Here is a 24850-nt window from a genome sequence, read left to right as displayed (position 1 = left end):
GCCAAGTTCACCGGCACCGGGCTGGCCAACAAGGACCTCAAGGGCCAGGTCATGACCTTCGACTGCCCGGCCGCGCCCGGCGACCTGCGCATGCGCCGTGTCGTCGGCACGGACTCCTACGCCTTCAACTCCATCGTCTGCCTGGCGGCGGTCCATGCCGGCAAGATCACCACCGACGAGGGCGGCATGGTCAACGTGCAGATCGACCCGGGCATGAAGAAGCTGGTCGGCTCCATCCGCAACGGCGTCGAGACCAAGAGCGGCGGTGGCGGACACACCACCATCTCCTTCGTCGATGCAACGGTGCAGAGCGCCCAGGTGCCGGTACAGAACTGACGGCCCTGTGACGTGCAAGGGTGGCGGCGGCGGACATCAGAGGTTCGCCGCCGCCTCCTTTGGTCAGCGTTTTGAGAGGTTACGGGTGCAGGCCATGACACATCGCGGAGTTTGGGTCAGAGAGCGTTCGCTTTGCCGGGCAATCGTCTTGTCGGCGGCGATGCTGCTGGCCGGCAGTTCGTCCCCTTTTATCCTGGCAGCCAGCGCTGACGGCTGCACCGAAGCGCCGGCCGCTTCCTGCGTGGATGTGCTGCTCAAACAGGCTCTGGCGGCTGCGAAGTCGGTAGAGGACGAGTGGGTGCGCGGACAGGCTCTGGTCGACGTGGCTTTGGCTCAGGCCAAGGCCGGCGATCTCGATACGGCTCTTGCCACCGCCAAGGCGATCAGATCCGGCAGCGCCCGCGCCTTTGCCATGCAGCTCGTCGCCGTAGAGCAGGCCAAGGCCGGCCGCTTTACCGAAGCCACCGCTGCCGCCCGGGCGATCGAAACTCCGGAAGACCGGGCTTCGGCTCTCTTTGAGATTGGCAATCAGCAGGCTATGTCCGGCCTCTACGAGGCTGCCCACGCCAGCGCGGCGGCGATCGAGAGGGTGGGCGCCAGATCTATGCTGCTGTCGCACATCGCGATGATCCAGGCACAGGCCGGCGACTATGCCGCGGCGCGCGCCAGTGCCGTCGCGGCGGACCGGGAAGATGCCTTGGACGAAGCCCACGACTATATCGCCAGGACGCAGGCGGAGGCCGGCGCGTTCGACGCAGCTCTGGCGACCGCGGATGCTATCGCGCTGGCGCCGCGCCGTGACCATGCCATGGGCTTCATTGTCATCGCCCAGACCCGTGCCGGCGCGATTGCGGAGGCCGCGGCCACGGCTGGGCGCATCGACAATCCGGTCGGGCGCGGCTCGGCGCAGATGTTTATCGCGGCGGCGCAGAGCACGGCCGGCGACTTTGTCGCGGCGCTGGAAACGGCCGGCCGCATCGAGATTCTGCAGACCCGGGGGCGCACGCAATCGCGCATTGCCTCGGATCTTGCGGAAGCCGGTCAGTTCGACCGTGCCCTGGAGGTTGCGCGGAGCATCGAGATGCTCGACGAGCGTGCCGATGCGCTGCGCCAGCTCGCAGTGGATGAGGTCGGGCGCGGCGGGCAGCGTGTGCGCGCGCTGTTTCTGGAGACCGTCGCCGTCACCGGAAGCATTGAAGACCAGCGCACACGGGATTTTCTGCTGAGCCAGGTGATCGTGTCACAGTCTGCCAGCGGTTCCGCCGATCTCGCACTGGCGACGGCGGCGATGATCGCGGAGGAGGTCATACGCGACGAGGCTCTGAGGGCCGTGGCCGGCGCACAGATGGAGGATGGCGACCCGAGCGGTGCTCTCGTGACGGCGCGCAGCATCGCCCATCCGGAAACGCGCGCGCAGGCCTTGGTCGATATTGCAAAGAAGCATGCCGGGGCCGGCGAAACGGACGCGGCAGCGGCGGTCTTCTCGGAAGTGCGCGCCCTGTCCGACGACGTGGGCGCAACCCCGGCGGAAGCCTGGATGGCCGACAGGCTGCGCAGCAACCTCGCGGAAAGCCAGGTGGAATCGGGTTTCGTCGAGGCCGGGCTTGCCGAGCTTCGGCGTATCGGTGATGACGCTCTCCGCGCCCGCGCGGCCGCCTACATCGCCCGCCTGCAGGCCGAGGACGGCGATCTCGCGGCGGCCCTCGCCACGGCGCGGGCGGTCGGTGACGCCACTGCGCGCTTCGAGGCGCTCTGGTCCATCGCCATGGCGCGGGTGAAGGCAAGTGACTTCACCGGCATGTCCGCGGCGGTTGGCGAGATCGAGGATGGCGCGCTGCGGGCGCGCCTGCTGGCCACGATCGCCGTTGAACTCGCAGCGCAGTGAAGGCGACACAGCCGGGGTGGTGCGTTTGTACCTCGCTGTAGATGGAGCAACGATGAGAGAGTCCGGAATGATACCGCCCACCATGACGCTGCGCCGCCGGACGCCCTGCGTCCTGGGCCTCGTCACGGCTGCGCTCCTGACCGCGGGCATGGTCGCTGAAGCCCGGGCCGATGACGCCGCGGGCCCGGAGCCCGGCCTCACGGAGTGCCGCGAAGCCCCGGTGGCGGAATGCGCGAAAGTTTTCTTGGCCGCGGCGCTGGCGGAGCTCGACTCCATCGCGGAACCGGCGCAGCGCAGCATGCTTTTGCAGGATGTCGCCAGCGGCTTTGCCTGGGCCCGGGACTTCGCTGCCGCGCGTGCCGCGCTTGGGCGCATCGAAGACCCTGGCGAGCGTGATTTTCGCCTGGCTTTCATCGTCGAGATGCAGTCCCGCAGCGGGGACGGGGCGGGCGCCGTCGAGACCGCGCGGTCGATTGCGGACCCGCAGAGGCGCATCAACTCTCTCGTTCAGGTCGCAAGCGAAGGCGGGCTGCCGGCGGCAGCGGAGGTGGCCAAGGACAGTGCGGCGGAGATCGGCGACCCCGGGAACCGTGCCTGGATGCTGAGCGTGATCGCCATGGGGCAGGCCCAGGTCGGTGACTATGAAGGCGCCCTGACAACGGTGGCAGAGATCCAAGACGGTTCGACACGCATGGCGGCACTGGGCTCCGTCGCCAGCGTCATGGCCGATGCCGGCGCCTTCGCCCGGGCCATGACTCTGACGGAAGACATTGCGATCGAAGGACTACGCTTCGCGGCTTTGCACCACATCGCCGCGCGCCAGGCAAAGCAGGCGACTACCGAGGACGCGCTGGAAACGGCCGCGCGGATCAGCGATGCGGCCCTGCGCAATCAAACCCTGGCGATGGTTGCGGCCGGCGCGGCGGAGCTTGGGTCCTTTGACGACGCCGTTGCGGTCGCTCAGCGCATTCCGGACGCCGAACGCCGTGCCTGGGCGCTGGGGGTGATAGCCATGCGCAGGGCGGAGGGTGTCGAGAGTGCCGCTGCCTGGGCCATCCTGGAGATGATCGAAGACACAAGGCACCGGGCTTTTGCGTTCAGCAACGTGGCCTCGGCGCTGGCGTCGGAGGACAAGGGTGAGGCAGCCCGCGCGGCTTTCGCCGAGGCCCGGCGCCTCGCCGAGGGACTTGACGACCCCCAGGTCAAAGTCAGCGTTCTGCATCGGATTGCGTCGGCTCAGGCCCAGTTCGGCGACCCGCAAGGGGCCTTGGCCGTCGCCCGCGCGATCCAAGATCCGCAGCTTCGCGACGCCTCGCTTTACCACATCGCCACGGCGCAGGTTGCCGCGGAGCAGCCGGACCGCGCGCTGGCCACCGCTTCCGAGGTTGGGGACCCGGAGAGCCGGACCAGGATGCTGAGCTACATTGCGGTCGCCCAGGCGAAGGCCGGCAACGACTCTTCGGCTCAGGAACTCTTTGCCGAGGCGCTCGCACAGGCCGAGCAGCATGAGGATTCGCAGCAACGCGACTATGCGGTCAGCGAGCTGGTCCTTCGCAAGACAGAGGCCGGGTTCGTCGCGGCTGCAAGAGACGCCATGGAAAGCATAGCGGACGTCCAGGTGCGCGCCACGGCATCCAGCTTCGTCGCGGCGCGCATTGCAGCCGAGGGCGATGTCGAGGGAGCTCTTGCCATTATCGCCGCCATTGGCGATCCGCAGACCCTGGCCTCTGCCTGGGACCAGGTTTTGAGTGCAGTCGAAGACCGCGGCAAGGTGGAGGATGCGATTGCTCTGTCGGAGGGCGCGGAAAGTGCCGGGCTGCGGGCGCTGGCCCTGGCTGCCGCCGGATCGATGCTGATCCCGGCGCCCGAAGCCCCGCAACAGCAGTAAGAGATCATCGTGGCCTTGCAGTCCGGCGCGGCCCGTTATCGACGGAGACAGGAGGAGCCAGAACATGGCTTACACGCAGCGACGTTACCTGGGCGGAATCGTCCTGCTCTCGGGTCTCGCCGTGATGACCGCAATGCTGCAGCCCGCTGCAGCCACTGATGACGCCATGACCGGCGCACTGACTCTGGAGTCCTGCAGTGATGAGCTCGTGCCGGCCTGCACAGCGGTCCTGCTTGCGGAAGCCGAGGTGCTTGCCGCCGCCATCGGCGACAGGGAAAGCCGGGAAGCGGCGCTGTTGACGATTCTCGGCGCGCGGCTTTCGACAGGGGATTATGTTGGAGCCGGCAGGGCCGCCCAGGGGCTCTCCCAGACTTGGCAGCGCGATTCCGAAACCGCCAGGATCGCGGTTTCCCAGGCAATGGCCGGCGACCTGGCCGGCGCCCTCGAGACGGCGCGGGATCTGACGGATGCGGACGCAAGGGCAGTTGCCACAAGCGGGATCATCGAAGCGCGGGCCGCTGCCGGTGATGCGGAGGGTGCGGTGGCGGAGGCAGATGCAATCGGGGACCCGGACCTGCGGGCGACCGCGCTGCGCGCGATTATCATTGCCCGGATTTCCGCCGGCGAGCTGAAGCAGGCCCTGGATCTCTCCGAACGGTTGGGGGACGCCGCGCTTGGTGCCGAGGCTTCACGCCTGATCGCCATGGCGCAGGCCGATGGTGGTGACTTCGCCGCCGCCCTGGCGATAGCGGCTGAGGCGGACGACCCGGGTCAGCGCGACTTCCTTTACCGCTACGTAGCGCGCAGTCAGGCCGACCGCGGCGCCATCGAAGATGCCCGCGGCACGGCTGCCTTGCTGGACGAGCCCAACGCGCGGGCTTCCGCGCTGGGGCATGTTGCCGTGGCGGAGGCCAGGGGCGGCGACTTTGCGGCGGCGCTTGCAACCGCGCGGGACATCGCGGCCGGCGCACATCAGAGCTGGGCGCTGACCCGCATCGCCTCAGAGCAGGGGCAGGCGGGAGACACCGCGGCTGCACTCTCCACCATCCGGCTGGTCGGCGACGGTTGCAGCCGCGCCGAGGCGCTGCGCGGCCTCGCCCTGATGCTGGTCGCGGAGGGTGCAGAGGACTCTGCCCGCGCGGTCTTCGACGAGGCGGTCGCGGGGGCAAACTGCAACGGCGATACCCGCACAGCCGATATGACTCTCAACCGCATCGTCGCGGCGCAGGCGGAAGCAGGCTACATCGCCTCGGCCCGTGCGACTGCGCAGCGCATTGGCGACCCGATCGTCAATGACGCGGCGCTCAACATCATCGCCACCACGCTGGCGCAGTCGGGCGAGTCGGAGGCCGCCATCGCGACAGCCCGGCAGCTCAAGAACGGCGATCTGCGCTGGAGCCTGCTGCGCCACATCGCAGAGCTGCGCGCCCAGGCCGGCGACGCAGCGACGGCAGAGGCGCTGTTCGCAGAGATCCGCGCGCAGGCGGACTCGCTGGAGGCGGGCGCGCGCGACAATCTGCTGCTCAACCTCTCCGGCAGCGAGGCGCGGGCCGGGCTTTTCGCCGTGGCGCTGACCAACGTCGAAGACATCGGGGATGCCGGAATGCGTGCCTCTGCGCAAACGACCCTCGCCCGCTTCCAGGCCGAGAGCGGCGACCTGCGCGGTGCTCTGGCGGTTGCCTCGTCCATCGCCGATGAACGGCTGCGCGCCGTCACCATAGGCGACGTGGTGGTTGCCGGCGCCAAGGCGGGCGACGCGGAGGCGGCCCTGGCGAAAATGCACGTGCTTGAGGACCGGGCAGCCAAGGTCGCAGTGCTCAGCTTCAGTGCCGAGGCTCTTCATTTCGCTGCCAAGCCGGAGCAGCCATGACGGACCCGGCCTGCGCAACGGCTCTTCGGCAGGCGGGCCTTCCTTTCCTGCTCGCGCTTGCCGTCTTCCTGGGCGCGGGCCCGGCAGCGGCCCGCAGCGCGCCGCCCGACTGCTTTCAGCAGCCGGGGCAGCACTGCGTCGAGACGCTGCGCAGTCTGGTAGAGGCTTCGGTGCGCGAGATCGGAGATGAAGGACGCAGGCTGCGGGTCCAGGGCCAGGTAGCCATGGCGCTGGCCGAGTTCGGCGACATGGCTGCTGCGCTCGACGCCGCCGCGGCGATCCCTGATGAGGATCAGCGCGCCAAGGCTCTGCGCTTCATCGCCTTTCAGCAACTGGACAGGCGCGACATCGAAGGGGCGGCGACGACGGTCCGCAGGATCGCAAACCCAATTCTTCGTGACGATGTGCTGCGCTCGATCGCCGGGTCCCGGGCCCGCTTCGGCAACGTGGGTGCCGCCCTCGCGACTGCTGAGACCATCGGGGCCGACTACACCCGGGACTACGCCTTGGCGGACATCGCCCATGCCCGCGCCAAGACCGGCGACCTGCAGGGCGCCTTCACCATCATCGGCGGCATTCAACGGCCCGCTCTTCGTGCTGCTGTCATCTCGGACCTTGCAGTCTTGCGGGTGAGGGCCGGTGAGGTAGAGGCGGCTCTGGCCGCCGTCAGACGCATTGAAGACGAGGAGGCCAGGGTCGCCGCGCTCGGGCGGATGGCGCAGCTTGTGCTGGCGGGCGGAGATCGGAATCGCACCCTCGCGATCCTGGCCGCAGCCTCTGCGATCGCCCAGGGGATCGACGATCCCGAGCGGTTTGATTCGGCACTGCTGACGGTTGTCATGGGTAAGGCCGGCGCCGGGTTTCCCGTCAGCGCCTTTGCCGATGCGATTCTCATCAGCGACCTGGAGCAGTCTGCACGCGCCTTCATTCATATTGCCGGCGCTCATGCGAAGGCGGGCGAAGCGCAGGCTGCGCTCGCTGCCTTCGATGAGATCCGGGCGAGAGCGGACCTTGCCAAGGACCAGCGGCAGGGAGACTTGATTCGCGTGCGCCTGGCGATTGCCGAGGCGGCACAGGGCCATGTGGAAAGGGCGTTCAACACCGCTGCGGAGGTCGCCGATCACGCTGTCCGGGATAACGGGCTCTACGAGGTGACGGCGACCTTGGCAAACGCCAGTGACCTCGAAAATGGCGGTGATCTCGGAAATGCCAAGTCCGCGGCGGCGCGGATCGGCAGTGATGCGACGCGGGCCGAGGCTCTCCTACTGGTCGCGCGGTCGGCTGCCAAAGATGGCGAAAGCGGGCATGCCCGCGCGTTGCTGAACGAGGCCGTCGCGACGGCCCGGCAGCACGCCGATGAAAAGCGTCGCGCGGGCGTTTTGTTGCGCGTGGTGGAGGCGCAGGTGGCGACGGAGCTGATGGCTGATGCCCTGGCGACGGCGCGCGCGATCGAGTCCGGCCGGCATCGAGCACTGGCCTTGGAAGCGGTTGCCGGGCAGCTCTCTGCCGCCGGCGATCATGATGAGGCCCGGCGCCTGCTGGCCGAAGCGCAGAGTGCCGTTTCGCAGTTGGCCGATGCCGAAGATCGCTTCGATGCCCTGCGCGGCGTTGCGTCCATGCAGGCCCGCGCCGGCTACGCCGACATGGCAGTGGCCACGGCGGAAACCCTTCCAGATGATGACCATCAGGCCTTCGCCCTGGGGGCGGTGGCCATGGCGCAACTCCGCGGGAAAGACTTCGTCGGCGCCCGGGCGACGGTCCTGCGGATCCGCGACGAGGCGGCGCGCCGGGAAATGCAGATCCGCGTCGCCCTGGGCCTGATGGAACACATTCTGGGCGGTGGCGCACCTGAACAGTGACCGGCCTGCCGGCGGCTGCTGGCTAGAAGTCAAGCTCCATCCAGACGGGCCGGTGGTCGGAGCCGTTGGCCGCTTCGTCGATCCAGCAGCGGCGCACGCACGCGGCGAGGCTTCCCGACACGAAGATGTGGTCGATGCGTGCCGGATGGTTGGGGTGGCTCGAGGCATCGCTGCGGCCGTTGCCGGCGATGTCCCAGGCATCGACCAGGCCTTCGGGGCTGTAGAGGCGGCCGTAGCGTCCGGCATCGGGGCCGAGGAAGCGGTCGTATTCCACCGAGTCGGGCTCGAAGTTGAGGTCGCCGGCCAGCACGAGTTCCCGTGGCATGGGCAGCGGCCCGCCTTCGGTCCAGCCGGCCTCGGGGTTCGGGTGGGAGCCGCACCAGGCGCCACCCTCCGCCGGCGCGCGCTCGAGGATCGCCAGGATGGCGTCGATCTGCGGCAGGCGCGTGGCGCTGCAGAGATGACTCAAGTGCACGGAGTAAAAGCGAACCGGAGCTCCGCCCGCCGGCGCGATGACGGCCTCCAGAAGGCCTTGTTGGATGCTGTGCTGATTCAGCAATGCGCGCTTCGGCAACGGAAAGTTGCGCGACGAGAGGATCGGCGAGCGCGAAAGAATCATGGTGCCGAACTGGCGGCGGCGATTCACCAGGCCGCTGCCGTTGGCCCGATAGCTGGCGTCGACATCGAGGTTGGCGCCGTAGACCCAGTGGTAGTCGCCGAGAAGCCGGGCCAGCTCTTCGGCCTGATCGACCATGCCGGAGCGCTGCCAGAAGCGCTCCACCTCCTGCAGAGCGATGACGTCGGCGCCCTCGACCTCGCGGGCGATGCGCGCCAGGTCGAAGCGGCCGTCCTCGCCCAGTCCGTATTGAATGTTGTAGGTGACGACTCTCATGGCAGGCTCACGGTAACGGCAAGGGCTTCGTGGTCGGAGATCGCATCGCCCTGGCGGTCGACCGCCGCGACGATGGCGGGGTCTGTGGCGACAAGGCCGCGGGTGAAAAACCAGTCGATCTTGATGTGCGGCGGTGCCGGCGTTCCGTCCGGGCGGGTGCGGGTTGTCGGCGCAGCCTCCAGGTTGCAGGACGTCCAGTCGTAGCCGTGGGCACGCGCCACTTCGAAGAGCGGCTCGAAGGCCTCGGGGCGGAGAAAGCGTTCCGGCGTTTCCTCCGCGAGGCGTCGGCGCAGGCTGTGGTAGGCAGGATCGCTCCGCTCCAGGGTGTTGGTGTTGAAATCGCCGCCGATGATCACCGGCGCACCAGGCGCGTAGGCCTCGATGGCGTCCAGCAGCAGGTCCATCTGCTCCGCGCGATGCGCCGGGCCGGAATGACTTTCGAAGTGGACCGCCGCCAGAGTGATCGGCGTTCGGTCCAGGTCCAAGGTCGCCAGTGCGGCCATGCGCCCGCCGATCCGCGCCTCTCCCTTAAAGCGCTTCTGCCACCAGGTGCCGCTGTTTTCCAGCCGCAGCAGGGCCGGGCGCCGTAGCAGATGGGGGGACAGCAGGCCGCCGCCATGCAGGCCGCGGGCATTGTCCTCCCCCTCGTGCCAGACACGCTCGCGTTCGTCGCCCAGCGACAGTTCGATGAACTCCACCGCGAAGACATAGCCCTGATCCAGGTAGTCCGCCAGATCGCGCAGCGTGTGGCGCTGGCCGGAGCGGGCCATACCCAGATCGAGTTCGGTGAGCAGACAGACATCGGGCTTCACACGGCGTAGCAATTCGCCGGAGTCTTCGATGTACTTGCCCCGCTCAACGTTCCAGGAGACGACGCGCAGGCTTTGCGCCGGGGGGCTGGTGGCCGGCGGCTCCCGCACCTCGAGCTGGCGCAGCAGCGGCCAGCCATCGAACAGTGCCGCGTGCTCGCGCGGGTCGGGCGGCAGCGCCAGATAGCCTCTGCGGGTCGCCAGGTCCGGTCCCTGCAGATCCGCCACGCAGTCATAGGACAGACGCTCGGCGGCCTGCGGACCGGCAAGGGAAAGGGCGCGGTCCTCGTCAGGCATGCTGGCGCTGTTCCATAGAGTCGTGGCCTGCTGGCGCGTGCGCACAGACCTCCGCAATCCGCCGCTCGCTTGCGGCGTCGAAGACCAGGCTGTCGTCCGCCGAGAACCTCAGGTGAACGGCCGCGCCGACGCCGTGGCTCGGCACCGCGCTGCCCTCCAGCACCCGCAGTTCGCCGAGCGGCGTGTCGATGCGGTAAAGCACTTCGCGCCCCATGGGTTCGATGCCGTCGATGCGGCCGGGGATGCCGCTTTCGGCGAAGATCAGGTGCTCGGGGCGCAAGCCCAGGACGGCATCGCCTTCCGTCTGTCCTGCTGCCTCTCCCGTCAGCGCCAGCCGCGTCTGGCCGACGGTGAGGCCGCCGCCGGCGGCGCGGCCGGGCAGCAGGTTGATCGGCGGGGCGCCGATGAACGCGGCCACGAAGAGGCTGTCGGGGCGGCGGTAGAGGTCTTCCGGCGTGCCGATCTGCTCGACCCTGCCCTTGGACATGCAGATGATGCGGTCAGCCATGGTGGTCGCCTCGATCTGGTCGTGGGTGACCAGGATCGTGGTGATGGCGGTGCGCTGCTGCAGGGCGCGGATCTCGGTGCGCATGGAAAGCCGCAGCGTCGCATCCAGGTTGGACAGCGGCTCGTCCAGCAACAGAAGCTGCGGGGTCTTGACCAGCGCCCGGGCCAGCGCCACGCGTTGCTGCTGGCCGCCGGAGAGCTGGCTGGGGCGGCGGTCGAGCAGTTCTTCCACCTGCACCAGCCGCGCGGTTTCCTCGACCAGCGCCGCCGCCCGGTCCTTCGGCATGTCCTTGAACTTTAGAGGAAAGCCGATGTTGTCGCGCACTGTCATGTGGGGGTAGAGCGCGTAAGACTGAAAGACGATGCCGACGTTGCGGTCCTTGGCCTCCACCTCGTTGACCAGGTGGCCGTCGAAGGTCATCTCGCCGCCTGTCGGTGCGTAGATGCCCGCCAGCATGAACAGCGTCGTCGACTTGCCGCAGCCCGAGGGACCGAGGATGGCGACGAACTCGCCGTCGTCGATGGTCAGGTCGGTCGGCTCCACGGCGACCACGTCGCCCCAGGCCTTGGTGATGCTGTTGAGTTCGATCCGTGCCATGGCGCGGTTACCCCTTCACGCCGCCGATGTTGAGCTGGGTCAGGTACTTCTGGAAGAAAAGATAGAGGAAGAGGCTGGGCAGGACGTAGAAAACCCCGACCGCGGCGACGATGCCGTAGTCCACGCCCATGATGTCGTCGGCGACCCAGAACAGATAGAGGCTCATCATCCAGTTGGATTTTTCGATGAGCAAGGTGCGCACGAAGACGTACTCTTCCCAGCCCTTGATGAAGGAAAAGACGGCGATTGCGATCAGCCCGACCCGCACCTGTGGCAACACCACCTGGAAAAAGGCCTGGCGGCGGGAGGCGCCGTCGGCCATGGCGCTCATCTCGATGTCCCAGGGCACGGCGTCGAAGAAGCCCTTCATGATGAAGATGGAGAACGGCAGCTCCAGGGTGACGATCACCAGCAGCACGCCGAAGATGGTGTCGATCAGGCCCGCCCAATACATGATCAGGAAGATCGGAATGATCAGGGTCATCGCCGGGAAGGCGTGCAGCACCAGAAGGCTCTGCAGAAAGCCCGCCCGACCGGGAAAAGAGAAGCGCGAGAGGTAGTACCCGGCGAAGGTGGAGACGGTGGAAACGATGACCGTCTGGCTGAGCGCCAGGATCAGGGAGTTGCCGAAGGCCGACCAGACGCTGGGAAACTGCGTGCCCACACCGGTCGAGACCTGGCGCGAGGGCAGTTCGGCGACAATGTCGCGCACCCAGAAGAAGCGGTAGTTGTCGAGATGGAGCTGCGGCCCCACCAGAACCGCGATTAGAACGCAGGTCAGCGCGGCGATGCCGAGGCTGCCCCAGGTCTTTGTGCGCGGCGAGGCGGCGAAGCTGCGCACCAGCGCGATGGCGATGACGGCGGGGATCAGGATGGAGACGGCCTGCCAGAGAATGGTCGAGGCGATGCCGCCGCTCTTGGCGGAAAAGGAGATCGCGACCATCCAGAAGTAGGGCAGCAGTACCGGCAGGGTGGTGGCGACCAGAAAGGCGATCAGCGCGCTCTGGGAGATCCGGCGCCGGCGCCGGGCACGGCGCGCCAGTTCGTCCCAGTCTGTCTGCGAAAGTGCGCTAGCCATCACCATATCACTGCACCGCCATGTCACCGGATCCTCATGTCACTGGACCTCGATGCGCGGCTGCTGCAGCAGGCGCTTCATGTCCATGAAGCGCCACATCAAGAGCGCGGCTGCGATGCCGATCACCACGAGGACCAAGGCCAGGGCGGCGCCGTAGGCGTACTGCCCGTTCTCGAAGGCGCGCTGGTAGACGTAGAGCGCATAGACGGTGGTGTCGAAGAAGGGGCCGCCGTTGGTGATCAGCCAGATGTATTCGAAGCTCACCAGCAGCGAGAGGGTCTGATAGACCGTGATGAAAGAGAGCGGCCAGCGGATCGCCGGCAGGATGACGTGCCAGACGATGTGCAGGCCGCCGGCGCCGTCGGCGCGCGCGGCGTAGAACAGATGCTCGGGGATCGAACGGATGGCCGAGGTGAAGATGATCATCCCCATGGAGGCGCCGATGAAGCCGTTGGCCAGCACGATCAGCATCAGCGGATGGTCGTTCATCATGTCATAGACTTCGAAGCCGAAGGCGCCGTTGATGAACTGGTTGAGCAGGCCGCGTTCGGTCGGGTCGACCACCCAGGCCCAGAGCAGGGCATAGACCACCGAGGGGCTCATCCGCGGCAGCAGCCAGACGGCGCGGAAGAAGCTGCCGACCCTGTCCGGGATGGCGGTGGTGGTGAGCGCCAGCACCAGGCCGAAGGTGACGTTGAAGACCGCCAGGGTGCAGAACACGTAGATGAGCGTCAGCCCCAGCGCCGCGGAGAGGCGGCGGTCGCCGCCCAGCATGCGCTCGAAGTTCTTGGTCGTGAACTCGCTGACCCGCAGGGTCTGGCCCATGTCGGTGAAGGCGATGGTGATGTCGACGATCACCGGCAGGACAAAGAAGAGCGCGAGAAGGACCAGTGCGGGCCCGAGGAAGAGGACGAAATTCGCCGTCTGGCGGGCGCGCTGGGAGGCGGCGAAACCGGAAGCAGGCGCGAAGCTGGCCATAACGATTGCTCGATGAAAAGCTGCCGGCAACGGCCGGCCGGGATCTTCCCGGCCGGCGCGATGCCGTTAGCTCGGTTCAGCTTCCGCCGACGATGATCACGTCGTCGCCGAGTTCGGCCTGCAGTTCCTCAACCACGAAGGCCGCGCCGTCCTCGGGCGAAATCCGGCCGGTCTCGACCCCCTGGATGCCCTTGTAGACGATGGCGTTGTAGGGGCCGATCTTCGCGTGGTTGGGCATGAAGGTCGCGTAAGGCAGCAGCCGCGCGCCGGCACGGAGCGCCCAGCCGTCCTCGACGAACTCGGGCATGGCGGCCTGGCCGAACTTGATCGGCGTGTGACCGCTGGAGACCGCATGTTTGGTGTTGGGGACGTGCTGGGAGGCCAGCGCCACCAGCATGGCCGCCAGTTCCTTGTGCTCCGATTCTTCGCTCACCACGTAGATGATCGGATGCGACAGGTTGGCGGGCCGTCCGCCCTGTTTCTCTGCCGGGCTGTGCAGCCAGCCCAGCTCGTTGAAGTAGGTTTCCTCGGTCAGGTTCATGATCTTGAGCTGATGCGGCACGTTCCAGATGCCGTGGAACTTCATGAAGCTCTCACGCCCGCGGAAGGCCTGGTGCACCGAATCCCAGGACCAGGAGGTCATGTTCTCCGGCAGGGCGCCCTTGTCGACGGCGTACTTCAGCCAGGTAAAGAAGTTGGCGAGCTTGGCCTCGTCCATCTTCAGCTTGCCGGAGGCGGGGTCCGAAAGCTCGATGCCGAAGGAGGCCATCAGCATCTGGAAGTCCGGGCCGACATTGGGGCGGTGCACGAAGCCGTACTTGGCCGCGCCCTTCTCCACGACCTCGGCGGCCAGATCGGCCAGGTCGTAGAGGGTGAACTGGCCCTCCTCGACGGCGGCCGGCAGGCCTTCGATGAAGTCCTCCGACTTGCCGATCTTGCGCAGCATCTCCTTGTTGTAGAAGAACATGCGGATCTCGGAGTCCTGCGGAATGCCGTAGCGCTGGCCCTTGTATGTCACCGATTCCCAAAGTACCGGGATCATGTCGCTGTAGAAGTCCGGGTTGGCCGCGATGTGCTGTTCCATGTTCATCGCATAGCCGGCCTCAACGAAGGCGCCGATCCATTCGTGCGCGGCGACGTAGATGTCCGGGCCCTTGTCGGCGGCGAAGGCTTTCATCACGTCCAGGGCGTCGGCGTCGAAGCCCTTGGCGTTGTTCTCGTGAACCTCGACGGTCACTTTGATGTCGCTGCCGGCGGCGGCCAGCATGTTGTTCAGGGTCTGGGCGGCCCCGACGATGTTGCCCGCGCGCATCGGCCCGGAGCGGTCGGCGCGGGACCACAGCTTGATGGTGACCTCTTCGGCCATGGCCTCGACGGCAGAAAAGCCCGTCGGCAGCGCCACGGCGGCGGCAAGCAACGCGATCTTGGTCGACTTGATGAGTTTCATCCTTCACACCCCCCTCTCGTGGGTCGTTCCTGCGGCACACAATGGCTCGAGGGATGCCCGGCCTCTGCCGTACGGCGCCTGATGCGGCAGCCGAGGGCAGCAACGGTCATTTACCTCTCCATGAGGTCACTCTACGGGTGAAGGCATCCCTGCGTATGAACCTTTTATTATTTCATTTTGAATTAATTAATATACTTGATCGCCTTGAGGCCTTCCACTAGATTCCTGCCTTCGATTCTTGATCGCTTTATCAAGGACTTGTTGCACTGGGATGCCTGTTTCGTGAACGTCGGCACCAATCTCGAACAGGCGAAGGACTACAACCGGCGGGTCATCTTCAACGCGGTGCGCCAGCATGGGCCCACGACACGGGCGGAACTGGCGCGCATGACCGGCCTCACGGCCCAGACCATCTCCTCCATTACGGCGGCCCTGCGCGAACAGGGGCTCATCCGCCTCGGCGAGCGGCGCAAGGGGTTCCGCGGCCAGCCGGCCGTCGAGATCGAGGTCGACCCCGACGGCGCCTGCGCGGTCGGGCTGAACCTGGACCGCGACAGCATGACCATGGCCCTGGTCGACCTCTCCGGCACCGTGCGCGAGCGCCTGACCCGGAAACTGGACTATCCGACCCCGGACCAGGCTTGCGACCTTGTCCGCGGCGAACTCGACCGGCTGCTGGCGCCCTTAGGGCCGCTGCGCGAGCGGATCCTGGGGATGGGCGTCGCTTTTCCCGGCCGTTTCCGCCGCGGCGAGGAAGGGATCCATGCGCCGGCTAACTTCACCGCCTGGCACGGGCTGGATGTCAGCGCCCTGTTGTCGGAGGTGACGGGGCTGGAAACCTGGGTCGAGAACGACGGCAACGCCGCGGCCCTCGGCGAGCTGCTCTATGGCGCCGGGCGCGGCTGGAACTCGTTCTTCCTGCTCTACATCGGCGCCGGGGTCGGCGGCGGGCTGATCGTAAACGGCCAGCCCTTTCGCGGCGCCTCGCGCAACGTCGCCGAGGCGAGCCGTCTGCCCCTGCCCACGGGCACCAAGGAGTTTTCCGCCGGCGGGCGGCTGACCCACGTGGTCTCGATGTACAACCTGACCCGCCGTCTGCAGGCCGCCGGCCTTTCCGTCGAGGGCCCGGAGTCCCTGACGGCGCTGTTCCGCCAGGGTGAACCGGAGCTGATCAACTGGCTGGACGAGGGGGCGGAAGCCCTCGGCTTTGCCCTGACCTCGGTGCAGTTCCTTCTCGACCCGGACGCCATCGTTCTCGGCGGGCGTCTGCCGGACGTCCTGCTCGACGAGCTTCTGGCCAGAACCCGCTGGCACCTGGAGGGCTGGTTCAACGGCCAGCCCAACCCGCCGCGGCTGGTGAAGTCGCGCCTGGCCGGGGATGCCACGGTCCTCGGCGCGGCGGCGCTGCCGCTGCACGCGCGCCTCGCGCCCTCGCCGGAGATCGTCTGGATCAAGACCGGGGCCATGAAGACGGGCGCCGCCGCGTCCTGACAGCGTCTGGGGCGGTGCAAGCGGTTGCCGGCATCCGCCCCGCCCCGCTTCGCTCCCGACCGGCTTGACCTCGAACGCCCACCGGGTAGACTGCATTCATCCTTTTCATATTGATAAGAAGCTTAGCAGTGCAGACAGAGCACACGGTTCTCCTGGTCTCCGCGGATGCCGACTTTCTGGATACGGCGACGGAGGCCCTGGGCGCGGATCAGGACTACCGGCTGATCCACTGCCGCAGCGAACAGGAAGCGGCGGCCCGGCTGAACGAACTGCAGGCTCACCTGATCATCTGCGACGCCGAACTGATCGGCGACGAGTCCGCCAATGTGCTGGTCAGTGCGCGGATTTCCCATCCTCACGTGGCGCGCCTGCTGTTCGGCTCCACCGACGCGGCGGAGCGCTGTGCCGAGATTGCCCGGCGCGCGGCCAGCTATCTCTATGTCATGAAGCCGGCGCCCCGCGACCTCATTCGCCTCCTGGCCAAGCGGGCGCTGGAACTGAGCGAGCTGTCCCGCCGCCACCGCGTGCTGTCGCGCGAACTGAAGATTTCCATGGACGACGACATCTTTGCCCAGCGCGAGGAGTTCTCCGTGAAGGGCGGCTGGTCCCAGTTCGAGAAGCTGGTTTATGTCAGCGCCAAAATGGCCGAGCTCTGTGCCGAAGCCAAGCAGGCCGCCCAGACCGAACTGCCGGTGCTGATCCAGGGGGAGACCGGAACCGGCAAGGAGCTGCTGGCCCGGGCCATTCACTTCAATTCCAAGCGCATGAACTCGCCGATGCATGTGCAGAACTGCGGCGGCATGTCCGACGACACCCTGCACTCCGAGCTCTTCGGTCATCTTCGCGGCGCCTTTACCGGCGCCGTCTCGGATCGCCTCGGCCTGTTCCGGGCTGCCGACGGCGGCACGATCTTCCTGGACGAGATTTCCGAAATCTCGCCGAGCTTCCAGGTCAGCCTGCTGCGCTTTTTGCAGGAAGGCGAGGTCAAGCCGCTGGGCGCCGACCGCCTCTACCATGCCGATGTCCGGGTTATCGCCGCCAGCAACCGGCCGCTGGAGAAGCTGGTGGAGAAGGGGGAGTTCCGCCGCGATCTCTATTACCGGCTGAAGGGCTTCGAGCTGCACATTCCGGCGCTGCGCGAACGGCCGGAGGACATCCCGGTGCTCACCGAGTTCTTTGTCGAGAAGTACGCCGGCGTCGTCGGGCGCCGCGTTGTCGGCGTCACCAAGGACGTGCTGGCCAAGCTCGAGGCCTACGCCTTTCCCGGCAACGTGCGGGAGCTTGAGACGGAGATCCGGCGCATGGTGGCGGTGGCCGAACAGGGCGGCTACATCGCCGCCCGTCATCTCTCGCCGGTGTTTGACCGGGTGACGGTGCGCAGGGACGACGCCTTCGACCTGCCGGCCGACGGCAGCAGCCTGAAGCAGATGGTCGAGACGCTGGAGAAGCGGGCGGTCACCGCCTCGCTGCAGCGCCATCACTGGAACCAGAGCCGCGCGGCCGACGAACTGGGGCTGTCGCGTGTCGGCCTTGCCAACAAGATCAAGCGCTACGGTCTGCAGAACGCCTGAGGCCAGGGCAAACCAGGGGCTGGGTGAGAAGGGGGGCAGCCGGTGAGCGAGGATGATCCACGTGTCGTGCGCTTTCCCTTCTCCCGCCTGCGCGCCGGCGGGAACGAGCCGCCGAAGGACCTGGGCCTCACGCCGCTGTCGCGGCAGATCGACGCCACCGGCCGCAGCGCCAAGGGCCACTGGTGCAGCCGTTGCAAGGGGATCTGGTGGAGCTACTTCCTGGAGTCCGAGTGTCCGGTCTGCGGCAACCGCCACGGCTGACTCCTGAAGCGCCGCGCAGCCAAAAAAGACCCTCCCGACTGCAAAGCAGCTTTTCAGCGCTGCCAGCAAAGTTTCTTTGCACTGGCCTGCCATGCATCAGCGCCCGCTTGTTGGTGCGCCGCGGTAGCGGTTTGATTTTCCGCGCAAAGCATCGGGAAGAACAGCTTGGCATATCCCTTGCTTAACGAGGCCTTAAGGGTCTGCGACGGCCCGCAGTGAAAAACGCCGCGCGCAAAGGTCGGCGTGCGGCGGTACGGCGAAGCACGGGAGGAAAAGAATGGCCAATCTGTTGTGGCTCCAGGGCGGGGCCTGTTCCGGCAATACCATGTCGTTTCTCAACGCCGAGGAACCCAGCGCCTGCGATCTGGTGACCGACTTCGGCATCAACGTTCTCTGGCAGCCCTCGCTGGGTCTGGAACTCGGCGACGACGTGAAGGCCATCCTGGAGAAGTGCATCTCCGGCGAGATCCAGCTCGACATCTTCGTCTTCGAAGGCACGGTGGTGAACGCCCCGGACGGCACCGGCGAGTGGAACCGCTTCTGCGGCCGCGCGATGAAGGAGTGGGTGAAAGAGCTTTCCGCCGCCGCCCAGTTCGTCGTCGCCATCGGCGACTGCGCGACCTGGGGCGGCATTCCGGCCACCGCGCCGAACCCTTCCGAAAGCCAGGGCCTGCAGTTTCTCAAACGCGAACACGGCGGCGCTCTCGGGGCCAGCTTCACTTCCAAGGCCGGCCTGCCCGTCATCAACATTCCCGGCTGCCCGGCCCATCCCGACTGGGTCACGCAGATCCTGGTGGCCGTTGCCACCGGGCGGGCCGGCGACCTCTCGCTCGACGAGTTCCAGCGGCCGAAGACCTTCTTCTCCAGCTTCACCCAGACCGGCTGCACCCGGAATATGCACTTCGCCTACAAGGTCTCGGCCACCGCCTTCGGCCAGCGCAAGGGCTGCCTGTTCTATGACCTCGGCTGCCGCGGCCCGATGACCCACAGTCCCTGCAACCGCATTCTCTGGAACCGGGTGTCGTCCAAGACCCGGGCGGGCATGCCCTGCCTCGGCTGTACGGAGCCGGAGTTCCCCTTCTTCGATCTTGCCCCCGGCACGGTCTTCAAGACCCAGACAGTCATGGGCGTTCCCAAGGACCTGCCCGCCGGCGTCGACAAGAAGGGCTACGTGAAACTCACTGCCGCAGCGAAGGGCGCCGCCCCCGCCTGGGCCGAAGAAGACATCTTCGTCGTCTGAAGAACGACATCTGGGAGGACTTACTATGTCTGCAGCCGTTCAAACCCTGGACATCTCGCCGGTCGGGCGGGTCGAAGGCGACCTGGATGTCCGAGTCGACATCGAAAACGGCGTCGTCACCAACGCCTGGACCCATGCCGAGCTGTTCCGCGGTTTTGAGGTCATTCTGCGCGACAAGGACCCGCAGGCGGGTCTCGTGGTGACGCCGCGCGCCTGCGGCATCTGCGGCGCCTCGCACCTCACCTGCGCCGCCTGGGCCCTCGATACCGCCTGGGGCACGACGGTGCCGCGCAACGCCATCCTGGCCCGCAACCTCGGCCAGTTGGTTGAATCGCTCCAGTCGCTGCCGCGCCATCACTACGGCCTCTTCATGATCGACTTCACCAACAAGAACTATGCTTCTAGCCAGTTCTTCGAAGAGGCGGTGAAACGCTACTCGCCCTTCACCGGAACCTCCTACGAGGCGGGTGTGACGATCTCCGGCCGACCGGTAGAGATCTACGCGCTGATGGGCGGCCAGTGGCCGCATTCGTCCTACATGGTGCCGGGCGGCGTGATGTGTTCGCCGACACTGACCGACGTCACCCGCGCCTGGTCGATCCTGGAGCACTTCCGGCGCAACTGGATCGAGCCGCTGTGGTTCGGCTGCTCCATGGAGCGCTACGAGGAAATCAGGTCCTACGACGACTTCATGGCCTGGTTGGACGAGCGCCCGGAGCATGCCAACTCCGACCTCGGCCTCTATTGGCGCATGGGGATGGAGATCGGCCTGCAGAACTATGGCAAGGGGCACGGCAAGTTCATCTCCTGGGGCTATCTGCCGCATGAGGACAGGTACCAGAACCCGACCATCGAGGGGCGCAACGGGGCCGTCATCATGAAGTCGGGCGTCTACGACGGCGCCAGCGACAGCTTCAAGGCGATGGACCAGATCCATGCCCGCGAGGATATGACCCATGCCTGGTACGACGAGACGGGCGAGACCCATCCCTTCGACCGCGTGACCAACCCGGTCGGCAAGAACCCGGTGGATCCGGAGGGCAAGTACTCTTGGTGCACCGCCGTGCGCCATGCCGAGAACGGCCGCCTGGAGGCCGGACCCCTGGCCCGCCAGCTCATCGCCGGCGGCTCCCACGGCGAGGACTGGCAGCACAGCGATCCGCTGATCCTCGACATGTACCGCAAGATGGGCGGTGCCTCGATCCAGCTGCGGCACTTCGCGCGCATGCACGAGCTCTGCAAGCTCTATCGGGAGGCCGAACGCATCCTGCGCGAGTTCAAGTTGAACGACGAGTGGTACATCAAGCCGACCGAGAAGGATGGCCAGGGCTGGGGTGCCACCGAGGCGATCCGCGGCGCGCTCTGTCATTGGATCGACGTGCGCGACGGCAAGATCCGGAACTACCAGATCATCGCCCCGACCACCTGGAATGTCGGGCCCCGTGCCTCGGACGGCGAGCGCGGGCCGATCGAGGAGGCGCTGATCGGCACGCCGATCAAGAGCGCGGCGGACCCGGTGGAGGTCGGCCATGTCTGCCGGTCCTACGACTCCTGCCTTGTCTGCACCGTGCACGCCCACGACGCCAAAACAGGAGACGAACTGGCACGCTTCCGCACTGCCTAAGCCCAAGACGGCGATTGGGGGGTGGCTTGCCACCCCCTTTCCGTCAACAATAACGATAACAAGAAACAACGATAAAAAATGGCAAACTGGGGAAGGGGCGGATGACGCAGGCTGCCACAAAGGATCAGGAGACCGCCGAACGGGAGGCCTATATCGCACGCTACGGCGTCGCGCCGGGCGAAGCCGATCACGCCACCCTGTTGCGGATGATCGAAGACCAGATGAACGAAGGGCTGAAGACCAAGGTCGAGCCCTTTCCGGAGACCGACAAGGAGTTCGCAGCCCTTCTCGACGAGCTGCGGCCGCTGAGCGCCGACCAGCTGCGCGAAAAACTGGTGATCAGCGGCTGGTTGCTGAAGCCTTACGGCGAAGAGGAAATGCGCTGTCAGGAATGCATGTACTACCTCGTCCACAAGCGCTGGTGCGACCTGCCGGAGCTCAGCCTGCCGGCTGAACCCGACTGGTGGTGCCGGCTGTGGCGGATCTGATCGTGAAGCGGGCGCGGAGGCCGCGATGAGCGAGACTGCATCCGCGCCGCCGGTCGATGCCGCCGCCGACGAGCGCCTGCGTGCGGAAATCGCGGCGCGGCTGAAAGCGGGCCTCGAAACCGAAGCCTGGCCGCGGGCCGAGACCTCGGAGATGGTGAACGAGATCGTCGCCCGTCTGCAGCACGCAACGCCGGAGGACCTCGACGCCAAGCTCACCATTGCCGGCGTGACCGACCACACGATCGAGGCCGACGAGATCGAGCAGCCCTGCGAGACCTGCATGTACTACCTGGTGCACCGGCGTTTCTGCGAACTGCCCGAGCTGATGATCCCGGTGGAGCCGCAGTGGTCCTGCCGGTTGTGGCGGATATGAGCGTGTCCCCGGAAGCCCTGCCCGAGAAGACAGCGCTCGAGCTGGCGGTGATCGGCTGCGGCAATACCAACCGCAGCGACGACGGCGTTGGCCCCAGGGTGATCGCGCTGTTGCGGGAGGCGCCTCTGCCGCGCGGCGTGGCGGTCCTGGATGCGGGCACCGACGGCATGGGCGTGATGTACAGCGCCCGGGGTGCCAAGCGGCTGATTATCGTGGACGCGCGGGCGCCGGAGGCCGCGCCCGGTGCGGTCTATGAGGTCCCCGGCGACGCGCTCATGGCGCCGCCGCCGCAAAGCCTGAACCTGCACGACTTCCGCTGGGATCATGCCCTCTACGCCGGGCGCAGGATCTACGGCGAGGCCTTTCCATCCGATGTGACGGTCTTCCTGGTGGAGGCGGAGCGCCTGGACCTGGGTCTGGAACTCAGCCCGGCGGTCGAGGCGGCGGCGCGCCGCGTCGCCGACCGGATTGCCCGGCTCGCCGGTTCTAGTCTCGCCCGCACCCCTGAGGCGGGATGACGCCGGCCATGGGCGCCACCGTCGATGTCCGTGCCGGTGCCGTCTACCTTTCGGCGGCGGTCGTCGAGCGTTACTTCCCCGGCATCGACGCGGTGATCGTCCTGATCCGCGAGGGCGGGCTGCAGGTCCTGCCGGTCCATCGCATGGCCGCCGGCGGCTGCCTGCTGAAGGTCCGCAATGCCGCCGGCGATCGGGTCGCCACGGCGCCCGATGTCTTCCACGCCAACGGCCTGGGTGACTGGTCTGCGGAGGGTCTGGCCGCCCGCTGGTCGGCGAGCCACGGCGCCTTGGTTGTCGACCTGCCGTCGATGGCAACTGCAAACTAAGTTTGCAAACCAAAAAAGAAGTAGACAGTTTTTTGCAAGGCAGCTTTACTATCTGAAAAGATGGTTTTGCGGCCTTGACCCGGCTGCGCCATCCAAGAAAACCGGGAGGAAACGGGGCATGACCGCACGCAGCCGCACGGAAGATCAGGTGAAAGCCGCCTTGCGGGTTGTCGAAGAGGCGGAGGCGACACCCGAAGAGAAGGCCGAGATGCTCATGGAGGTCGCCATGGGTCTGCAGCAGAAGCCGCAGGCGGCCGAAGACCTGGAAGCGGCGCTACAGCTCTATGCCCTGGCCCTGGACCTCTGCCCGCCCGAGCAGGCGCTGCTGGCGGCGCGGATCCGCGCACGCCGAGGCACCGCGCTGCTGGCCTTTCCGGCCGAGGGGGCGGAGACCATCGCCGCGGCGCGCGATACTTTCGAGGCCGCGCTCGAGACCTTGCGGGCCGAGGGCGCGGCGGAAGAGGTGGCCGAAGCGGAGATGAACCTGGGCCTCGCGCTGCAGAACCTGGCGGGCGCGCAGATGGCGCGCATCCAGGATGCGATCGGCGCCTATCAGCGCGCCCTGCGCACCTTCGACCGTCAGCGCTTCCCCAAGGAATTCGCCATTCTGCAGAACAACCTGGCGACGGCCTTTCTCTCCATTCCCTTCACCGACGAGCGGGGCAAGATGCGCGAGGCCCTGGCCGTCCAAGCCTTTGAAGAGGGTCTTTCGGTCGTGAGCCTCATCGACCATCCGTCCGAATACGCGATGCTGCAGAACAACCTCGGCAATGCGCTGCAGTACGTGTCTTCCAGCCACCGCGTCGAGAACGGCCTGCGCGCGCTGGAGGCTTACGACGAGGCTCTGAAGGTGCGCAGCGCACGCACCGCGCCGGGTGAGTATGCAAACACCATCGCCAACAAAGCCAACTGCCTGGCCAACCTGCCGGATGATCCGGCTGATCCAGCGGCCGGCAATGCGCACAACTGCGCCGCCGCCATCGCGCTCTACCGCGAGGCCATGGCCATCTTCCAGGACCTCGGCGAGGGCGAGAAATCGACGACCCTGCAGCTCGCCATTGCCGAACTTGCCGGCGAAACGGAGCCCGAAAGCCTGCGGGCCAACGGCGCCTAGCCGGGTGCCCGCGCGGTCCCGTCCAGCCCATTCGAACCAGAGGCCCATTCGGACAAGAGGCCCATTCAGAAAAGAGGATAAGACATGGTCATCGCATTTCTGATCGTTTCGCTGGTCGCCGGCATCGCGGCGGCCATGGTGGCGGGCGCGCTTTCCGGCGTGCGCGTCGGCGGGGAAGCGATCGGCAACGAACTCGCCGCCTATATGGGCTCGCTCTACGGATTCCTCTCAGGCTCGGTCGGCGTGCTGCTGGGCTTGATCATTCTGCTGCTGCTGTGAGGAGGAGACCATGCTGAGCACGGCAATCGATTCCGCGAAGCTTCTCTTCGCCGGCAAGCTGTTCAAGGACAATGCGAAGGTCATGCGCCAGATCGCCATCGGTGCCGGCAGCGGCGCCGCAGTGGTGGTTGTGGTCGGTCTCTTCGCGCCCATGTGGGTGGCCGCGGTTGCCGGGGGCGCGGTCTCCGGCGTGCTGCAGCCGATCCTCTTCAAAGACCTGAAGTACGCGTAGGAGACCATGGCCCGGACCGCCGAACAGAGTGCCGAGGAAGGCGCCGAGCGCAGCCTGGAAGCCATGCTTCAGGACATCGCGGCGTTGGAGACGCTGGCCGCAGACTGGCCGGAGGCGCATCGCAATGCCGCGCTGGCGCGGTCGCGGGCCATCGACGACCTGAATGCCGAAGCCTTCCGCCGGCTCATCCGTGCCCTGAAAGCGGTCCCCGGCATGGCGGCGGCGCTGCGCGATGCGGCGGCGGACGAGGTCGTCTATGCCGTCTTGCGGCGTCACGGGATTCTGAAGCCGTCGCTGTTCGAGCGGGTCGACGCCGCCCTCGACACCATCCGCCCGACCCTCGCCGGCCACGGCGGCGATGTCGAACTGGTGCGTGTCGAGCCGCCCCTGGCCGAGGTGCGTTTCCTCGGTGCCTGCGATGGCTGTCCGGCCTCCATGCTGACCTTCTATGCCGGGGTCAAGAAGGCCATCCAGGACAACGTGCCGGAGATCGCCGAGGTGAAGCAGGCCAAGGGCCTGGGCGGCGGCAGCGCCGAGGCGGTGCACTTCACCTCGCCCTTTGCGGCGCAGCAGACCGACGGCTGGCGGGCGGCGGCGGTTCTGACCGAATTGCCGGACGGCGCGACCAAGGTGGTCGAGGTCGCCGGCCATTCCCTGCTGCTCTCGCGCTTCGGCGATAAGGTGACCTGCTTCGAGAACGCCTGCGCGCATATGGGCATGCCGCTGGACGGCGGCGAGATTGCCGATGGCCTGATCACCTGTCCCTATCATGCCTTTCAGTATTCGCTGGAAAGCGGCGAGTGCCTGACGGCGCCGGAAGTGCAGCTCCAGCCGCAGGGCGTGCGGGTGGTGGGCGAGCGCATCGAAGTCCATCTGGCGGAGTGAGGCG

24 protein-coding genes are annotated in these 24850 nt (G+C 66.9%); 18 read left to right on the top strand and 6 right to left on the bottom strand.

The genetic code is table 11. The features are described 5' to 3' along the window. The 5 genes from Q0982_RS02780 to Q0982_RS02760 all read left to right on the top strand — a co-directional run. Window positions 1-336, top strand: a 336-nt coding sequence (locus Q0982_RS02780) for an LCCL domain-containing protein (RefSeq protein ID WP_299391509.1), incomplete at its 5' end; no start/stop codon positions are given. Window positions 337-484: 148 nt separating this feature from the next. After that, window positions 485-2221 carry a hypothetical protein gene (locus Q0982_RS02775; RefSeq protein ID WP_299391507.1) on the top strand — a complete coding sequence of 579 codons (1737 nt, stop codon included), beginning with the start codon at window positions 485-487 and terminating at the stop codon, window positions 2219-2221. Between the two features lie 67 nt (window positions 2222-2288). Then, the gene (locus Q0982_RS02770; protein ID WP_299391506.1) at window positions 2289-4109 is read left to right on the top strand and encodes a hypothetical protein; all 1821 of its coding nucleotides are present in this window, start codon (window positions 2289-2291) and stop codon (window positions 4107-4109) included. 64 nt (window positions 4110-4173) lie between these two features. Then, window positions 4174-5979: a hypothetical protein gene (locus Q0982_RS02765; RefSeq protein WP_299391504.1), complete on the top strand. Its 1806-nt coding sequence runs from the start codon at window positions 4174-4176 to the stop codon at window positions 5977-5979. Beyond that, window positions 5976-7838: a hypothetical protein gene (locus Q0982_RS02760; protein ID WP_299391503.1), complete on the top strand. Its 1863-nt coding sequence runs from the start codon at window positions 5976-5978 to the stop codon at window positions 7836-7838. Before Q0982_RS02765 ends, Q0982_RS02760 begins: the two co-directional genes overlap by 4 nt. A gap of 22 nt (window positions 7839-7860) precedes the next feature. On the opposite strand, the gene Q0982_RS02755 is transcribed toward Q0982_RS02760, so the two are convergent. The 6 genes from Q0982_RS02755 to Q0982_RS02730 all read right to left on the bottom strand — a co-directional run bounded on the left by Q0982_RS02755 (window position 7861) and on the right by Q0982_RS02730 (window position 14444). Next, a complete protein-coding gene (locus Q0982_RS02755) occupies window positions 7861-8730 on the bottom strand; it encodes an endonuclease/exonuclease/phosphatase family protein (protein WP_299391501.1) in 870 nt (289 codons plus the stop codon). Further along, on the bottom strand, window positions 8727-9836 hold the full coding sequence (locus Q0982_RS02750) for an endonuclease/exonuclease/phosphatase family protein (RefSeq protein ID WP_299391500.1): 1110 nt from the start codon (window positions 9834-9836) through the stop codon (window positions 8727-8729). The genes Q0982_RS02755 and Q0982_RS02750 overlap by 4 nt, the downstream gene beginning before the upstream one ends. After that, on the bottom strand, window positions 9829-10941 hold the full coding sequence (locus Q0982_RS02745) for an ABC transporter ATP-binding protein (protein WP_299391498.1): 1113 nt from the start codon (window positions 10939-10941) through the stop codon (window positions 9829-9831). The genes Q0982_RS02750 and Q0982_RS02745 overlap by 8 nt, the downstream gene beginning before the upstream one ends. Before the next feature lie 7 nt (window positions 10942-10948). After that, a complete protein-coding gene (locus tag Q0982_RS02740; protein WP_299391497.1) occupies window positions 10949-12019 on the bottom strand; it encodes a carbohydrate ABC transporter permease in 1071 nt (356 codons plus the stop codon). Between the two features lie 39 nt (window positions 12020-12058). Continuing rightward, complete coding sequence (locus tag Q0982_RS02735) at window positions 12059-12997, bottom strand: carbohydrate ABC transporter permease (RefSeq protein WP_299391495.1); 939 nt, start codon at window positions 12995-12997, stop codon at window positions 12059-12061. A 76-nt stretch (window positions 12998-13073) separates the two neighbouring features. Then, window positions 13074-14444, bottom strand: coding sequence for an ABC transporter substrate-binding protein (locus Q0982_RS02730; RefSeq protein ID WP_299391493.1), 1371 nt, complete (start codon window positions 14442-14444; stop codon window positions 13074-13076). Window positions 14445-14726: 282 nt separating this feature from the next. Here Q0982_RS02730 and Q0982_RS02725 point away from each other — a divergent pair, with 282 nt between their 5' ends. From Q0982_RS02725 to Q0982_RS02665, 13 genes are all read left to right on the top strand, one after another. Continuing rightward, on the top strand, window positions 14727-15935 hold the full coding sequence (locus tag Q0982_RS02725; RefSeq protein WP_299391492.1) for an ROK family transcriptional regulator: 1209 nt from the start codon (window positions 14727-14729) through the stop codon (window positions 15933-15935). Window positions 15936-16063: 128 nt separating this feature from the next. After that, a complete protein-coding gene (locus Q0982_RS02720) occupies window positions 16064-17506 on the top strand; it encodes a sigma-54 dependent transcriptional regulator (RefSeq protein WP_299391490.1) in 1443 nt (480 codons plus the stop codon). A gap of 42 nt (window positions 17507-17548) precedes the next feature. Further along, entirely contained in the window at window positions 17549-17767 is a 219-nt protein-coding gene (locus Q0982_RS02715) for a hypothetical protein (RefSeq protein WP_299391489.1), read from the top strand. Window positions 17768-18044: 277 nt separating this feature from the next. Further along, on the top strand, window positions 18045-19007 hold the full coding sequence (locus tag Q0982_RS02710; RefSeq protein ID WP_299391487.1) for a hydrogenase: 963 nt from the start codon (window positions 18045-18047) through the stop codon (window positions 19005-19007). 25 nt (window positions 19008-19032) lie between these two features. Then, window positions 19033-20631 carry a nickel-dependent hydrogenase large subunit gene (locus tag Q0982_RS02705; protein ID WP_299391486.1) on the top strand — a complete coding sequence of 533 codons (1599 nt, stop codon included), beginning with the start codon at window positions 19033-19035 and terminating at the stop codon, window positions 20629-20631. A 101-nt stretch (window positions 20632-20732) separates the two neighbouring features. Further along, window positions 20733-21119, top strand: coding sequence for a hypothetical protein (locus tag Q0982_RS02700; RefSeq protein ID WP_299391484.1), 387 nt, complete (start codon window positions 20733-20735; stop codon window positions 21117-21119). 25 nt (window positions 21120-21144) lie between these two features. Further along, a complete protein-coding gene (locus tag Q0982_RS02695; protein WP_299391482.1) occupies window positions 21145-21492 on the top strand; it encodes a hypothetical protein in 348 nt (115 codons plus the stop codon). Between the two features lie 2 nt (window positions 21493-21494). Beyond that, window positions 21495-22010, top strand: coding sequence for a hydrogenase maturation protease (locus Q0982_RS02690; protein ID WP_299391481.1), 516 nt, complete (start codon window positions 21495-21497; stop codon window positions 22008-22010). Beyond that, window positions 22007-22336, top strand: a complete 330-nt coding sequence (locus Q0982_RS02685; protein ID WP_299391479.1) for a hypothetical protein — start codon at window positions 22007-22009, stop codon at window positions 22334-22336. Before Q0982_RS02690 ends, Q0982_RS02685 begins: the two co-directional genes overlap by 4 nt. A gap of 118 nt (window positions 22337-22454) precedes the next feature. Then, window positions 22455-23450, top strand: a complete 996-nt coding sequence (locus tag Q0982_RS02680) for a hypothetical protein (RefSeq protein WP_299391477.1) — start codon at window positions 22455-22457, stop codon at window positions 23448-23450. 84 nt (window positions 23451-23534) lie between these two features. Then, a complete protein-coding gene (locus tag Q0982_RS02675) occupies window positions 23535-23729 on the top strand; it encodes a hypothetical protein (RefSeq protein WP_299391476.1) in 195 nt (64 codons plus the stop codon). A 10-nt stretch (window positions 23730-23739) separates the two neighbouring features. Continuing rightward, window positions 23740-23961: a hypothetical protein gene (locus Q0982_RS02670; RefSeq protein ID WP_299391474.1), complete on the top strand. Its 222-nt coding sequence runs from the start codon at window positions 23740-23742 to the stop codon at window positions 23959-23961. A 6-nt stretch (window positions 23962-23967) separates the two neighbouring features. Continuing rightward, window positions 23968-24846, top strand: a complete 879-nt coding sequence (locus Q0982_RS02665; protein WP_299391472.1) for a NifU family protein — start codon at window positions 23968-23970, stop codon at window positions 24844-24846. Window positions 24847-24850 lie beyond the last annotated feature (4 nt).

It is taken from the genome of Pelagibius sp. (assembly GCF_028281305.1).
In the GTDB taxonomy this organism is placed as follows: domain Bacteria; phylum Pseudomonadota; class Alphaproteobacteria; order Kiloniellales; family Kiloniellaceae; genus Pelagibius.
Note: the sequence above shows the minus strand (reverse complement) of the source record. Positions and strands in the feature narration are given on the sequence as shown.